The sequence below is a fragment of the Bradyrhizobium lablabi genome (assembly GCF_001440475.1).
Lineage (GTDB): Bacteria > Pseudomonadota > Alphaproteobacteria > Rhizobiales > Xanthobacteraceae > Bradyrhizobium > Bradyrhizobium lablabi.
Genome location: NZ_LLYB01000046.1, coordinates 279556 through 293281, shown reverse-complemented (window position 1 = coordinate 293281; position 13726 = coordinate 279556). Strand labels below are relative to the sequence as shown.

The window sequence follows — 13726 nt, the reverse complement described above, 5'->3', positions numbered from 1 at the left end:
CAAACGCGAACGCGTTTGCGCGAAGATCATGCTCAAATAAAAGGATGAAGCGGGATGACATTTCGAAGAAAAGTCGTCCCGGTTTAGCGCGTCGTACTCACGAAGGATTGACGCCGCGCCAGCGTCCGTAGCGCCACGGCAGATACCATCGCGCGCCCGGCGGTGCCGTGAGCGGCACGTTGTCGATGCCGGACGTTCCCCAGGGCTGGCAGCGCAGAATACGCGCCAGCGTCATCCAGCCGCCGCCCCACAGACCAAAACGCTCGATCGCTTCGTCGCCATACACCGAACATGTCGGCAGATGCCGGCAGTTGTAGCCGACCAGCGGCGACAGCGTGTGCCGGTAGATCCAGATCAGCGCGCGCCCGGCGTTGCGTGGCAAACGGGAGACTCCGTTGGCACAATCCGTGCATCGTTTGTGTGATGACGATGACTGTTCTGCAGGCTCCATGCTGTACTATGTACGTATTTTTGCGGGAGTTCCCAAGCAAGGAACCCAAGGCTTGCAGATATTTACGCCACAGTTCGCAACTATCGCACCGCGCGGCACCGCAACAAGCCAAGGTATAATGGACGAGACATGTCAGTGCAGTTACCGTTTTCATACGGATCGAAGACAGAATCGTCTCGCGCTAAACTGGGGCTGTTGCCGAGATTCGTAGACAGGACTTGGGGGAAGGAACCAAATTGAGGTTTGCAAGGTCGCTGAAATTTCGCGGCTGGGCGCTTCTTGGCGCTACCGCCTTCTGTCTCGCATTGCCGGGCGCGATCACGACGCTGGGCAATTCGGCGTATGCCGGCGGCGTCCTCGAAGAACGCAAGCAGCCGATGCATTTCAAGTGGAACGCCTGCCAGCCCGATTGCAGGGGCTGGGTCTCGGCCGTCGGCATCGTCACGTCGGAAAGTCCGCGGGAGTTCGACGAGTTTGCCAAAAATCGCCAACTGGCCGGCGCGACCATCGTGCTGGATTCCAGCGGCGGCTCGGTCAACGATTCCATCGCGCTCGGCCGCAAGTTCCGCAGTCTCGGCGCGCTGACGACGGTCGGCGCCACCGTGCGCACGCAAAGCCCGCAAGGCGAGCGCACGAGCGTGACGCCGGAAGCCTATTGCGAGTCGATGTGCGTGTTCCTGCTGCTGTCGGGCAAAACCCGTTATGTGCCGCCGGCCGCGCATGTTCGCGTCCATCAGATCTGGATGGGCGACCGCGCCGACGACGCCAAGGCCTCAAGCTACACCGCGCAGGATCTGATGATCGTGCAGCGCGACATCGGCCGGCTCACCAAATATACCTTCGACATGGGCGGCAGCGGCGATTTGCTGTCGCTCGCCCTCAGCGTGCCGCCGTGGGAAGATCTGCATGAATTGTCGCGCGGCGAATTGCGCCTGAGCAATCTCGTCACGACCGACGCGCTCGCCGACGTGTTCCCGCAGGACAATTCGTCCGTGCCGATGGCCGAGGCGAAGCCCGCCAAGCCGCAGGATCGCTTCGTCAGCTCCGCCGTCGAGGGCGAGGCGCAACCGCAGCAGGGCAAGTCCACCAAGACCGCCGAGGCCGCGGTTCCAACCGGCGGCAATGCGACCGCGCCGGCGCAACCGGCCCAGCCGCAGAAGTAGGCCGTATCCCAACAAACGGTGTCATCATCCGCCTTGTGCGCAATTGCGCACTGGGGCGGATGATCCAGTATGCCGCGGCGGCTGTGAATGATCGAGAATTCCCGGCGTACTGGATGCCCGCTTTCGCGGGCATGACAGGATTGTGCTGGGCGGGGACCTACGCCTGCGCCGGCTGCTTGTTCCGGGCTTCGATCTGGCCGATGGCGTCGACCACGGCGTCGAAGGTCAGCATGGTCGAGGCGTGGCGGGCCTTGTAGTCGCGGACCGGTTCGAGCAGCGCGATGTCGGCCCATTTGCCCTGCGGCGGACCGCCGTTTTCCTTCAACATCTTGCGTACGGTTTCTCGCAACTCACGTAACTCGTCAGCCGTCGAGCCGACCACGTGACTTGCCATGATCGAGGAGGAGGCTTGCCCCAGCGCGCAGGCCTTCACATCATGGGCGAAGTCGGTAACCACGGGGCCTTCCATCTTGAGGTCGACCTTGACGGTCGATCCGCACAGTTTGGAGTGGGCGGTGGCGCTGGCGTGGGGGTCGGGGAGGCGTCCGAGACGCGGAATATTGCCCGCAAGCTCGATAATCCGCTTGTTGTAGATGTCGTTCAGCATAGATCCGGGTCCCGGGCTCGGCCATGCGAGCGCCCTTGGCGGCTGGGTTTCACCGTCCTATATATGGACAGGAACGGCGGAAAAACAGCCCGGCCGTTTGCCGAGGCGGCCCGACATGGAAACCTGTCCGGTCGCCTGCGTTTTGAGAATGGGACTCAGGCGCCCGGCGGTAAAACCGCCCCGTCTGCCCGGTGACACTCCGGTCTTTGTGGGCCGGTCGAACGGAGAAGACATGGACGCACTGATCAAATCCCTCCGCCCTGGCAAGCCTGCTGACGCCAAGCCTTCCGAGGTGAAGTCGCCCGATGTCGCGCCGGAAACCCGCCCCGCGGAGCTCGATCCTGCCGAATTCCTGGCCGCCGCCGTCCGCGCCGACCTGCCGCGCCCGTCGCGCGCCGAGGCCGAACACGCCGTGCACACGCTGCTGAGCTATATCGGCGAGAACCCTGGCCGCGAGGGATTGTTGGATACGCCGCGCCGGGTGGTCGAAGCCTTCGACGAACTTTATCAGGGCTACCACCAGTGCCCGGCCGAGGTGCTGGACCGCACCTTCGGCGAGACCGCCGGCTATGACGATTTCGTCCTGGTTCGCGACATCGAATTCACCTCGCAGTGCGAGCATCACATGATGCCGTTCTACGGCAGGGCGCATATCGCCTATACGCCGGTGGAGCGCGTGGTCGGCCTGTCGAAGCTGGCGCGCCTGACCGATATCTTCGCCCGTCGCCTGCAGACCCAGGAGCATCTGACCGCCCAGATCGCAGCCGCGATCGACGAGGTCCTGAAGCCCCGCGGCGTTGCCGTGCTGATCGAGGCGGAGCATACCTGCATGTCGGTGCGCGGCGTCGCCAAGCATGGCGCGATGACGTTCACCAGCCGGTTTACCGGCATGTTCCGCGACAATCCGGCGGAGCAGCAGCGTTTCCTGTCCCTGGTGCGAGGACCGAACCGGTAACCTCGTCTTCGATTGGTTTGACGCGTTTTCTTCACGCGAACCGGGCATCCACTTCGCTCGAAAACGCTATGGATTTCCGCGAGGCTATCCGTGTCGACATCCACAACGATCAATGAGCGCGAGGAAGGGCTGGTATTTCAGCCCAAATTCGACGCGTCCGGTCTTGTCACCTGCGTGGCGACCGATGCCGCCACCGGCAGCGTGCTGATGGTCGCGCACATGAACGACGAGGCGCTGCGCAAGACGATCGCGACAGGGGAAGCCTGGTACTTCAGCCGCTCGCGCAATGCGTTGTGGCGAAAAGGTGAGACGTCGGGGCAGACCCAGCGTGTGGTCGAGATGCGCACCGATTGCGATCAGGACGCGGTCTGGATCCGCGTCGAGCAGACCGGCGCCGCCTGCCACACCGGACGGCACTCGTGCTTCTACCGCAAGGTCGATGCGGCCGACGGCGGTGCGCGGCTGTCGTTCGTCGATGCGGACCGGCAGTTCGATCCGGCGCAGGTTTATCGCAAGTGACCCCCGGCATTCCCGGAATGACCGGCACGAGCGCCCTTAACCCGCCATTAACCATAATTGCCGCAGTCTCGCCCGCGTATAGGCCCTGATTGCCAGGGCCTTATGAGCCCGCGCGAGGTTTCGCGAGGAGCGGGGCAGCGGAGACATGGCGGTCGACACAACAAGCGCTACGGCGGCAGGTGTCGACCCCACGCGCGCGAAGATCGCGGGCTCGATCAAGCAGGCGGCCTCGACCACCGGCGCCAGCTTCGAATACCTGCTCGCCACCGCGAAGATGGAATCCAATTTCAATCCGAAGGCGGCGGCCACCACCTCGTCGGCGCGCGGGCTGTTTCAGTTCATCGACCAGACCTGGCTCGGCACGGTCAAGGAGGCGGGACCTCATCTCGGCTACGACAAATATGCCGACGCCATCACCAAGAATTCCGACGGCCGCTATTCGGTCGACGATCCGACCGCGCGTACCGCCATCATGCGGCTGCGCGACGATCCCGAAGCTGCTTCGGCGATGGCGGGGGTGCTGACGCAATCCAACAGTTTCAAGCTGACCGGCAAGATCGGCCGCCGTCCGACCGATGCCGAACTTTATATGGCGCATTTCATGGGCGTCGGCGGCGCCGGCAAATTGATCCAGAGCGCCGAGGACAATCCGAACGCCTCCGCCGTGCGAATGTTTCCGAACGCTGCGGCGGCCAACCAGTCGATCTTCTATGACCGCGCCGGGCAGCCGCGCAGCGTCTCCCAGGTTTATTCGGTGCTGAGCACGCGTTACGCCGCCGCCGCCAATTCGCCGGTGACACAGACGGCGATGGCGGCCGCCGGCGGTGACCTGCCACGGCGCGTCACGGTGGCGAGCGCCACACCTGCTACGACGGCGATCGACAACGCTGCCTATCTGTCGAGCTTCCCGGATCAACGCGCGGTGACGCCGGTTGCAGCAACGTCGCAGACCGCCTCGGCATCGACAGAGCCGATCTTCCGCTCGCTGTTTCAGGCCGGCGAACGCACGCAGCCGATCTCGCCGGCGGTGCAGGAATTGTGGGGCAGCAATTCGTCAGTTGCGTCAGCGAGTGCGGCATTGTCCGGACACAAGCCCGAGGTCCGCGCACCCGGAAGGCTCGATCTCTTCAGCGACCGCAACGGTACCTTCTCAAGCTAGCCGGCAGAGGACGGTGTCCGGATGGAATCCAGGATACGAAGGCTTTCGGACGTGCCTGTCACGATGGGGCTATCGGATTTCTTCGTCCGCTTGCGTCAAGCCTGAGTTGTTCACCGGAAAACACGAAGCAGTTTGGTGATGGAGCAGGGCTCCTTCGCGGGATTCCCCGCCGGAAATCCGCGAGAGGAAAGGATCCATTATCGCGGCGCGGTATCAAAACATTAACGAGGCGTTGCCTCGCTCTTAATAAAACGTCAATAAAACCAGCCGTTTATGGTGAACCCTTTGTTAAGCGTCATGGTTTATTTTTTCTAATAGTGGCATCGCGTTCCGGTGTCGTTTGAGGTTGCGTAGCCAGGACCATGATTGTTCGGCAGTTCATCAGTTGGATTCGTACCGCTCCGGCAGGCGAGCGGGCAGAGGCGACCCGGGCTTTGGCGCGGGCCTGGTTGATTTCAGATCTCAGCGACGACGATCGCATCGCCGCCGAAGGCGCGCTTCTGATGCTGCTCGATGATCCGTCGCCGCTGGTCCGGCAGGCGATGGCCGAAGTCTTCGCGCGCAGTTCCGATGCGCCGGCCGCCATCGTGCAGGCGCTCGCGCTCGATCAACCCTCGATCGCGCTTCCCGTCCTCGAACATTCGCCGCTTCTGATCGATGCCGACCTCGTCGACATCGTCGCCACCGGCAACAGCGACATGCAATGCGCCATCGCGCGCCGCCTCCATTTGCCGTCCTCGGTTTCTGCCGCGATAGCCGAAGTCGGTTCGGCGGCCGCAGCGCTCGAACTGATCGAAAACGCCTATGCCGAGTTGGCGCCGTTTTCCTGGGACCGCATCGTCGAACGTCACGGCCATCTCGCCGCGATCAGGGAATCGATGCTGGTGCTGGAAGGCCTGCCCGCCGCCACCCGCGCGGCGCTGGTCGCCAAACTCTCCGAGACATTGGCGCAATTCGTCGTCGCGCGGAACTGGCTGAGCGCCGACCGGGCAGGGCGGCTTGCGAGCGAAGCGCGCGAGCGCTCGGCCGTGAACATCGCGGCGCGTTCGCGCGGCGAGGACATGGCCGGCCTGGTGCGGCACCTGCGCTCCACCGGGCAACTGACCGCCGGCCTGATCCTGCGCGCGCTGTTGTCAGGCAATCTCGACCTGTTCGATGCGTCGCTGGCCGAACTCGCCGATCTGCCGCTGTCCCGCGTCACCGCGCTGCTGCATGACCGCGGCGGCGCCAGCCTGCAGGCGCTGCTGATCCGCGCCGGGTTCCCCGAATCGACGTTCGGCGCCTTCCGCATCGCGCTGGAGGTCAGCCATGAGACCGGCTTTGTCGATACGGTCGGCGGTGCCGCCAGATTGCGCCGCCGCATGGTCGAGCGCGTGCTGACCTATTGCGAGACCGACCGCCAGGCCGCCGAGCCGCTTCTGATCCTGCTGCGGCGCTTTGCGACTGAATCCGCGCGCGAAGAAGCCCGCATGTTCTGCGAGGAACTGGTCGCCGACGAAGCGTTCGTGCCTCCCGTGCGCGATCTGATCGCGGCGTAAGGTTCGAGATTTCGTAGGGTGGGCAAAGCGAAGCGTGCCCACCATTTCTAGCCGCGCAAGGATGGTGGGCACGGCGCAAGAGCGCCTTTACCCACCCTACGTCTTCTGGCCGCGGCGTAGTTGCTGTTTCACCGTCATTGCGAGGAGCTCGCGACAAAATTGCGGAGCAATTTTGCGCAGAAGCGACGAAGCAATCCATCTCTCCGCGTNGCGGCGCGATGGATTGCTTCGCGGAGCCTGTCATCGGGCGCGCATTCGCGCCACCCGGTGGCTCGCAATGACGGGGCGAGAGCACCTTACTCCGCCGGCACGATGCTCGGCGCCAGGATCGCTTCGAGATGCTCGGGGCGGTCGCGGTTGACCTTCAGCAGAAACTCATCCGCCACGCCGCGCAGCTGCTTGCTCAGCTTGCTCGCCATCACGGCGGTGTCGAGCTTGGTGCGTTCGCGCACGATCGCCTGAATGGCATTGATGTGGTGGGTGATCAGCTCGGGCGGGACCTGGTCGAGATCGGGTGCGTGCTCGATGATGCGGCACAGGCTTTCGGCGGCAGCACCCGCGGAAGGGAAGCCGAAGGTGGCGGCGTCGCCCTTGATGTCATGGGCGGCGCGAAACAGCTCCTCGCGGTTTTCAATGGTGAATCCGTCGCGGAGCACGACCGCATGTGCGGCCGAGAGCCGGTCGGCCTCGATCGCCATCCAGGTCTTGAATTCGCCGGACAGTCCCGCGAGCGCCTTTTCCGCGCGCCCGACGGGATCGTCGAGGTCGGATTCGGGAACGCGCAACAATACCTTGCGGAGCGGATTGGGCTGCGTGATCACGTGGTGATCGCCAAACGACTTGACCTGTATCGTCCCGGGCTTCTGTTTCGTCATGATGGTCTCTCCGGGCCGGCGCTAGACGGCGGAACGCGCCTTGTCGAGCAACGACGGCTGTTGCATGACTTCCACCTCGCCACCCACGCGGCGTTCGGGGCCGATATAGGCGTTGTTGATATTGCGCCGGCGGTCGGGGCCGAAATAGGTCTTGGTCTTGATGAAGGGACGCGGGTTGGCGACGACGTTGAGAATGCGCTGGTAAAGACCCTTGGCCGAGATCGGTTTCGCCAAAAACTCGGTGACGCCGGCATCGCGTGCGACGGTCACGCGGCGCTTCTCCGAATGCCCGGTCAGCATGATGATCGGCGCGTAGGGATTGCCCTTCGATTCCGGCTGCCGGATCATCTGCGCCAGTTCGAGGCCGTCGAAGATCGGCATCGACCAGTCGGTGATGACGATGTCAGGCACGTAGTGGCTGTACATTTCCAGCGCGGTAGCGCCATCCTCGGCCTCATAGGCCTCGCGCGCGCCGAACGAATGCAGCAGCGTCCGCAGGATGCGGCGCATATGCGGATTGTCGTCGCAAATCAGAAATCGCAGCTTGTTGAAGTCGATGCGATACATGGTCCGGCCTGGCCCAGCAAAACAGTATACTGGTGTTAACCATATCGCGGCGCTCGTTAAGGAAGGGTTGAGAAGCGGATCTATCAGGCTCGCGCAAGTACCCGATGGCGCCACTTTTTTCGGACAGGAACCCGGTTCAAGGTCACCGGGCGGTCACCAGGCGGGCGTCAGGATCCGAACTGCTCGCGCAAGATGCGTTCCTCGAGGCTGTGACCGGGGTCGAACAGCATCCGCATCGAGATCGTCTTGTCCGAGAGCACCTCGACGCGGCGGACGTCGCGCACGTCGTCATGGTCGGCGGCGGCAGCGACCGGGCGCTTTTCGCCCTCGAGCACCTCGATCACCACGAAGGCGGAGTTCGGGAGCAGGGCGCCGCGCCAGCGGCGGGGGCGGAACGCGCTGATCGGGGTCAGCGCCAGCAGCGCGGCGTTGATCGGCAGGATCGGGCCTTGTGCGGAAAGATTGTAGGCGGTCGAGCCCGCGGGCGTCGCCACCAGGATGCCGTCGGCGATCAATTCCGCCATCCGCTCGTGTTCGTCGATCAGGATGCGCAAATGCGCGGCCTGGTTGGTCTGGCGGAACAGCGCGACCTCGTTGATGGCGTGATGCAAATGCACCGCGCCATGTACGTCGGTGGCGCGCATCAAGAGCGGATTGATCAGCGATTCCTTCGCCGCCGCCAGCCGCGTGTGCAAATCATGCGTGGTGAATTCGTTCATCAGAAAGCCGACGGTGCCGCGATGCATGCCGTAGATTGGCTTGCCGGAGCGCATATGGGCGTGCAGCGTCTGCAGCATCAACCCGTCGCCACCGAGCGCCACCACGACGTCGGCGTCGGCGGAGGCGTGGTTGCCGTAGAGCTTGACGAGCTGCGCCAGCGCGGCTTGCGCCTCGGCACTTGCGCTCGCGACGAAGGCGATCCGGTCGTATCGCTTGGAGGTGGCCATCGGACGACGAACTCATAGCTGGCTGCGGATTGCGCCGCGCTCGTCTATACACCTTGTCGGGGCTTGTCGAGATGGCCGGAACGTTCTTTCGCGCCGGTAACGTAAACCGGCGGTCATCGGAACGTCATTTTTCCTGCAATGTCCGGATCGGATCCCAGTCCGGCCCCGGCGGGTTTTGGGCCAATTCCCGGGCCCGCGCGGCAAACAGCGACGCCGGGCGGTCGATATTGGCCGACCGGCCGAAACACGCGGCGGCGCGTTCGAATTCGCGGGCCCGCCAGTGCACGAGCCCGTCGGCGTAGTTGGCAATCACGGTCTGCTGCGCGGGCGTCAGCCCGGCCGCCAGCGCCAGCAACTGGTAGATTTTCAGCGCCTGGGTTCGTCCCTTGACCCTGATGGCGTCGAGTTCGCGCCAGGCGAAGGCCTCGCCGGCCAGCGCAACCGTGGTCTCGGAAGCGATCACGGTGGTGCCGTAGAATTTGTTGGCGCCCTCCAGCCGCGACGCCAGGTTCACGGCGTCGCTCATCACGGAGTAGTTGAAGCGCCGCCGCGATCCGAAATTGCCGACCAGCGCCTCGCCGGAATTGATGCCGATCCGCTGCGCCAGTCTGTATTCCTGGAAAAGGGGGGAAGAAGCGTTGAGCTCGGCAAGTTGCTTGCAGCAGTCCAGCGCGGCGCGCGCCGCATTGGCGGCATGATCGGGATCGTCGGCCGGCGCGCCGAACACCGCCACGACGGAATCGCCGATATATTTGTCGACGTACCCGCCATGGCTCTCGATGACATCGGTCATCGCCGACAGATATTCATTCATCAGCTCCATCAGGCCGTCGGGCGACATCTTTTCCGCGATCAGCGAAAATCCTTCGATGTCGGAGAAGAACACCGTCACGTTGCGAGTCTCGCCGCCGAGCTCCGGCAATTTGTTCGACGACAGCATGCGGTTGATGACGTGCGGGGCGAGATAGAGCGCAAAACTCTTCTGCAAGAGGCGGCGGTCCTTGTCGGCGACGACGAAGCGGAAGCCGATCGTGGCGGACAGCGCGGCAAGGCTGGCCAGGAACGGCTCGACCACCGGCAGCGCCAGCGCGTGGTTGAAGGCGATGGTCGCAACCGCCACGCCAAGCACCATCATGCCCGTCCAGGCCGCGAAGGCGATCACCGGCCGAAACCGCCAGGCGGCCGCCGCGGCGAGCGCGGCAACGAGCGTCGCGATCAGCAGGCGGGGAAGCGGACCGGGTTCGATCACGCCAGTGCGCGCGATCAGGTTGTTGACGGCGGTGGCATGGATATAGACGCCGGCGATCGTGCTCTTCTTGAAGCTCGCTGCGATCGGCGTGCTCTCGTTCGTGCAGCGCGGGGCGCGCGCGCCTTCGATGCCGGTGGCAAAGCGCTTGGACGTGAAGCGGCGGTCCTCGATATCGAGGACAGTGCCGAAGATCACCACCTTGCCGGCGAACCAGCGCCGGAAATAATCCTTGTCGTTCTTGACGGCGCAGGCCCGCAGATCGGCAAAGGTGAAGGTCGGAATGTCGTCGCCGCCGCCTTCGAAGTTCAGCGTCATCGTGTTGGGCACGCGGCCTGGGACCTGGTAGCCGGCGAGCGTCAGCCTGCCGCGCTCGTCGAATTCGGGTGCCGCGCCCAGCGCCCGCGAGGCCAGCTCGACCGCCATCGTGGGCACTCTCGTACCGTTGACGGCGAAACTCAGCGGCATGCGCCGCAGGATATCGTCGCTGTCGACGTGGACGTTGAGTGGACGGATGTTCTGCTGCTGGCGAACAGCGACGCGCTGTCCCGGCGACGGCCGGACCGGCTGGTTGCCGCCGAGGACTTCTCCCAGCACCACCTTGCCGTTCGCCGACGCCCCGGCCAGCGCGCGAAGAAAGTCGCGGTCGAATCCGCGGACCTTCTCGCCGAGCGTGCCCTCGCCGAACGGTATCTCCGACTGCTCGATCGATTTCGGGATCACCATGTCGAAGCCGGCGACCTTGGCGCCGCCTTCGAGCGTCGCCGACAGCACGCGGCCGATCTCGCCGGTCCAGGTCAGCATCGGCGCGTCGTTGAACGGGGCGGTACGCAGGCTCTCCTCATCCATCGCGACAACGACCGCAGGTGAGGCGGCGGGATCCTGCCTTCTGCCGAACACATCCCAGCGCAGCGCCGTGAGGATATCGATGGAGAGCCCGCGGATCGGCCGGGCCGCGGGAGAAACCGACGCGGCGGCGCAAATCAGTGCGATGGCAGCGATCGCCATCCTGTTGCGCGTGCTGCGCCTTACTCTCAAGCTGGAAGGTCCGGCACGCCTATTCCATCCGCAAGAGCCGGCCGACAATCGGCGTCGCGCCGGGCTTGGCCTGCTCATCGACGCGGAACACGATCTTCGACGACTTGAACGAGGCGGCGTAGAGGCCGCCGGGCGCCAGCGCGACGTTCTCGCTGGCAAAGTCGACGAACCGTCCCTTGAGCTGGGTGCCGCCCAGGCTGATCTCCTGACGCTCATCCGGCACGTCGAGGCGGCGAATGACCAGCTTGCCGCGTCCCTTGGCCTCCACCAAGGGCGAGGCGCCGTACAGCGTGAGCTGCGGTTGCGGCAACGACGCCTTGCTGGCGTCGACGCTGCGCAGCACGGTGGCGGCGACGCCGCTGGTCTCCCGCGTGGTCACGTTGGCCTGGTTGGCATCGCAATTGGTCTTCTCGGCCTTGACGTCGGCGAGGTGAACGGCGCTCTCCTCGGTGCCGACGACGACGGTGCCGGTGCCGGTGATCGTCTCGCGTCGGCATGATTTCAGGTAGCTGAGAATGACGGAGCCGCCGTCGCCGATCTTGATTACGGCCTTGGGCGTCACATAGTCCATGAACTCCGCGCCCGTGACCTTGCCCTGAACGTCTTCGACCACCGCGGACGGCGATTCTGCGGCCGCCGGAGAAGCCAGCGCCACTAGGCCGAAACAGACAGCAATCGTGCATTTCATTTTTTAGGACCCCATTGAAAAGCGCAGGTTCATTAGTCGCACCAGCGCCAGAATGGTTTCATGGATGGATCAAAAATACCGGGCAAACACGCCCGCGGAACCGACCGATAACACCTAACGGCCGGCGGGGACAACCAACAGACGTGGCGGCCTTTTTCTCACGGGATGCTGTCGGGATTGTGATTTTCGGGGAGGTTTCTCCGTGTTGTGCACCACCGCCCCATTGTCGCACTCTCGCGGTAGAATCCGGGATCGCGGGGCGCGCGCAGGGAGCAAACGGCATGGCTTTTCGTTTCACGGCGGCGCGCCCGATGCGTCTTGCCGCCATCCTTCTGGTTGTGTGTTGCGTGGGTGGCGCACGCGCCGAGGAGGCGAGTCCGCCAACCTCGCAGGAACCAAGTGCGGCCACGCCGTCACCGTCGCCGTCGGGCCAGAAGGGTGGAGCCGGGCGGGGCACCGCCGCGCCGCCGCCGGCGTCGGCCGAACAGCATCGCCTGCCGCCGGATTCCACCACCAGGCAGACACTGGCGCTGCCCGGCCGCACGCTCAACTTCTCCGCCACCGCTGGCTCGATCCGGCTGTTCGACGACAAGGGCGAACCACAGGCCGATATCGCCTACACCTCCTACCAGCTCGACGGCGCCGATCGCGCCAGCCGGCCGGTGACGTTCCTGTTCAATGGCGGCCCGGGCGCGTCCTCGGCCTGGCTGCAGTTCGGCGCCGCCGGCCCCTGGCGCGTGTCGATCACGGGTGAGGGCGCGGTATCGTCGGCAACGCCCGACCTGCTGCCCAACGCCGAGACCTGGCTCGACTTCACCGATCTCGTCTTCATCGATCCGGTCGGAACCGGCTACAGCCGCTTCGTTGCCACCGGCGAGGATGCGCGCAAGCGATTCTACTCCGTCGACGGCGACGTCAGCGCCGTCGCGCTCGTGATCCGGCGCTGGCTGGAAAAATACGACCGCCTGCAGTCGCCGAAGTTCGTCGCCGGCGAAAGCTATGGCGGTATCCGCGGACCGAAGATCGTACGCAATTTGCAGACCCAGCAGGGCGTCGGCGTGCGCGGGCTGATCCTGGTCTCACCTCTGTTCGACTACCGCGACTTTTCCGGCTCGAGCCTGCTGCAATACATGAACACGTTGCCGAGCATGGCGGCGGTGGCGCGCGAGGCCAAGGAAGAGGGCAAGGGGCCGGTGACGCGCGCCGATCTCGCCGACGTCGAGCGCTACGCGCAGGGCGAATTCCTGACCGATCTCGTCAAGGGGCAGGCCGACAAGGAGGCGACGACACGGCTGGCCGACAAGGTGGCGTCATTGACCGGCATCGATCAGGCGGTCAGCCGCAGGCTGGCCGGCCGTTTTGAAATCGGTGAATTCCGCCGGGAGTTCGACCGCAGCAACGGCCGCGTGACGGGACGCTATGACGCCTCGGTTTCGGGCCTCGATCCCTATCCGGATTCGAACTATTCGCATTTCGGCGATCCGTCCGGCGATTCCCTGATGGCGCCGCTGACGAGTGCGGCCGTCGATCTCACGACGCGCAAGCTCAACTGGCGCCCCGATGGTTCGTATCACCTGCTCAACGAGGCCGTGTACCGGGCCTGGGATTTCGGCCGCGGACCGGCCGAGTCGGTCTCGCAGGTGCGCCAGATTCTGGCGCTCGACCCGAAAATGAAATTGCTGGTCAGCCACGGGCTGTTCGATCTTGCCACGCCCTATTTCGCCTCGAAGGTCATTCTCGATCAGTTGCCCGCCTATGCGCGATCGGACCGGGTCAAGCTCGTCGTCTATCCCGGCGGCCACATGTTCTATTCGCGCGATGCCACGCGTCAGGCGTTTCGCACGGAAGTCGAGAAGGTGATGCAGTGAGCGCAAAATAAAACCGGCGCAGTGATGTACTGCGCCGGTTGTTGTTGTTCGTCATTGCGAGCGAAGCGAAGCAATCCATTTCACGGCATAACGNNATGGATTGCT

The 13726-nt window shown here is 64.4% G+C and carries 13 protein-coding genes; 6 read left to right on the top strand and 7 right to left on the bottom strand.

The genetic code is table 11. The features are described 5' to 3' along the window. Positions 1-97 precede the first annotated feature (97 nt). The gene (gene yidD / locus CQ14_RS07040; RefSeq protein ID WP_082649740.1) at positions 98-451 is read right to left on the bottom strand and encodes a membrane protein insertion efficiency factor YidD; all 354 of its coding nucleotides are present in this window, start codon (positions 449-451) and stop codon (positions 98-100) included. A 236-nt stretch (positions 452-687) separates the two neighbouring features. On the opposite strand from yidD, the gene CQ14_RS07035 reads away from it, so the two are divergent. Further along, positions 688-1614, top strand: a complete 927-nt coding sequence (locus CQ14_RS07035; RefSeq protein ID WP_057857184.1) for a COG3904 family protein — start codon at positions 688-690, stop codon at positions 1612-1614. A 157-nt stretch (positions 1615-1771) separates the two neighbouring features. Here CQ14_RS07035 and CQ14_RS07030 read toward each other — a convergent pair whose 3' ends face one another. Then, entirely contained in the window at positions 1772-2221 is a 450-nt protein-coding gene (locus CQ14_RS07030) for an iron-sulfur cluster assembly scaffold protein (RefSeq protein WP_057857183.1), read from the bottom strand. 232 nt (positions 2222-2453) lie between these two features. Here CQ14_RS07030 and folE point away from each other — a divergent pair, with 232 nt between their 5' ends. The 4 genes from folE (at position 2454) to CQ14_RS07010 (ending at position 6392) form a co-directional block, all read left to right on the top strand. Next, positions 2454-3176: a GTP cyclohydrolase I FolE gene (gene folE, locus CQ14_RS07025; RefSeq protein WP_057857182.1), complete on the top strand. Its 723-nt coding sequence runs from the start codon at positions 2454-2456 to the stop codon at positions 3174-3176. A gap of 90 nt (positions 3177-3266) precedes the next feature. Continuing rightward, the gene (gene hisI / locus CQ14_RS07020; protein WP_057857181.1) at positions 3267-3695 is read left to right on the top strand and encodes a phosphoribosyl-AMP cyclohydrolase; all 429 of its coding nucleotides are present in this window, start codon (positions 3267-3269) and stop codon (positions 3693-3695) included. A gap of 145 nt (positions 3696-3840) precedes the next feature. Continuing rightward, complete coding sequence (locus CQ14_RS07015) at positions 3841-4854, top strand: transglycosylase SLT domain-containing protein (RefSeq protein ID WP_057857180.1); 1014 nt, start codon at positions 3841-3843, stop codon at positions 4852-4854. Between the two features lie 362 nt (positions 4855-5216). After that, on the top strand, positions 5217-6392 hold the full coding sequence (locus CQ14_RS07010) for a DUF2336 domain-containing protein (protein WP_057857179.1): 1176 nt from the start codon (positions 5217-5219) through the stop codon (positions 6390-6392). A gap of 296 nt (positions 6393-6688) precedes the next feature. Here the strand turns inward: CQ14_RS07010 and CQ14_RS07005 are convergent, their stop codons facing one another. The 5 genes from CQ14_RS07005 to CQ14_RS06985 form a co-directional block, all read right to left on the bottom strand. Further along, entirely contained in the window at positions 6689-7267 is a 579-nt protein-coding gene (locus CQ14_RS07005) for an Hpt domain-containing protein (protein ID WP_057857178.1), read from the bottom strand. 21 nt (positions 7268-7288) lie between these two features. Next, positions 7289-7834: a response regulator gene (locus CQ14_RS07000; RefSeq protein WP_057857177.1), complete on the bottom strand. Its 546-nt coding sequence runs from the start codon at positions 7832-7834 to the stop codon at positions 7289-7291. 167 nt (positions 7835-8001) lie between these two features. Next, on the bottom strand, positions 8002-8781 hold the full coding sequence (locus tag CQ14_RS06995) for an NAD kinase (RefSeq protein ID WP_057857176.1): 780 nt from the start codon (positions 8779-8781) through the stop codon (positions 8002-8004). Positions 8782-8905: 124 nt separating this feature from the next. Continuing rightward, on the bottom strand, positions 8906-11035 hold the full coding sequence (locus tag CQ14_RS06990; protein ID WP_057857175.1) for an adenylate/guanylate cyclase domain-containing protein: 2130 nt from the start codon (positions 11033-11035) through the stop codon (positions 8906-8908). Between the two features lie 49 nt (positions 11036-11084). Beyond that, the gene (locus CQ14_RS06985; protein ID WP_057857174.1) at positions 11085-11753 is read right to left on the bottom strand and encodes a hypothetical protein; all 669 of its coding nucleotides are present in this window, start codon (positions 11751-11753) and stop codon (positions 11085-11087) included. 281 nt (positions 11754-12034) lie between these two features. Between CQ14_RS06985 and CQ14_RS06980 the strand changes: the two genes are divergently transcribed. Beyond that, positions 12035-13621: a S10 family peptidase gene (locus tag CQ14_RS06980; RefSeq protein ID WP_082649738.1), complete on the top strand. Its 1587-nt coding sequence runs from the start codon at positions 12035-12037 to the stop codon at positions 13619-13621. Positions 13622-13726 lie beyond the last annotated feature (105 nt).

What these genes read in the sequence shown, in the direction of transcription:
- CQ14_RS07030 (WP_057857183.1), bottom strand. Translation starts at nt 2,221, where the DNA reads ATGCTGAACGACATCTACAACAAGCGGATTATCGAGCTTGCGGGCAAT.
- CQ14_RS07015 (WP_057857180.1), top strand. Translation starts at nt 3,841, where the DNA reads ATGGCGGTCGACACAACAAGCGCTACGGCGGCAGGTGTCGACCCCACG.
- CQ14_RS06990 (WP_057857175.1), bottom strand. Translation starts at nt 11,035, where the DNA reads ATGGCGATCGCTGCCATCGCACTGATTTGCGCCGCCGCGTCGGTTTCT.
- CQ14_RS07010 (WP_057857179.1), top strand. Translation starts at nt 5,217, where the DNA reads ATGATTGTTCGGCAGTTCATCAGTTGGATTCGTACCGCTCCGGCAGGC.
- CQ14_RS06995 (WP_057857176.1), bottom strand. Translation starts at nt 8,781, where the DNA reads ATGGCCACCTCCAAGCGATACGACCGGATCGCCTTCGTCGCGAGCGCA.
- CQ14_RS06985 (WP_057857174.1), bottom strand. Translation starts at nt 11,753, where the DNA reads ATGAAATGCACGATTGCTGTCTGTTTCGGCCTAGTGGCGCTGGCTTCT.
- CQ14_RS06980 (WP_082649738.1), top strand. Translation starts at nt 12,035, where the DNA reads ATGGCTTTTCGTTTCACGGCGGCGCGCCCGATGCGTCTTGCCGCCATC.
- CQ14_RS07000 (WP_057857177.1), bottom strand. Translation starts at nt 7,834, where the DNA reads ATGTATCGCATCGACTTCAACAAGCTGCGATTTCTGATTTGCGACGAC.
- folE (WP_057857182.1), top strand. Translation starts at nt 2,454, where the DNA reads ATGGACGCACTGATCAAATCCCTCCGCCCTGGCAAGCCTGCTGACGCC.
- yidD (WP_082649740.1), bottom strand. Translation starts at nt 451, where the DNA reads ATGGAGCCTGCAGAACAGTCATCGTCATCACACAAACGATGCACGGAT.
- CQ14_RS07005 (WP_057857178.1), bottom strand. Translation starts at nt 7,267, where the DNA reads ATGACGAAACAGAAGCCCGGGACGATACAGGTCAAGTCGTTTGGCGAT.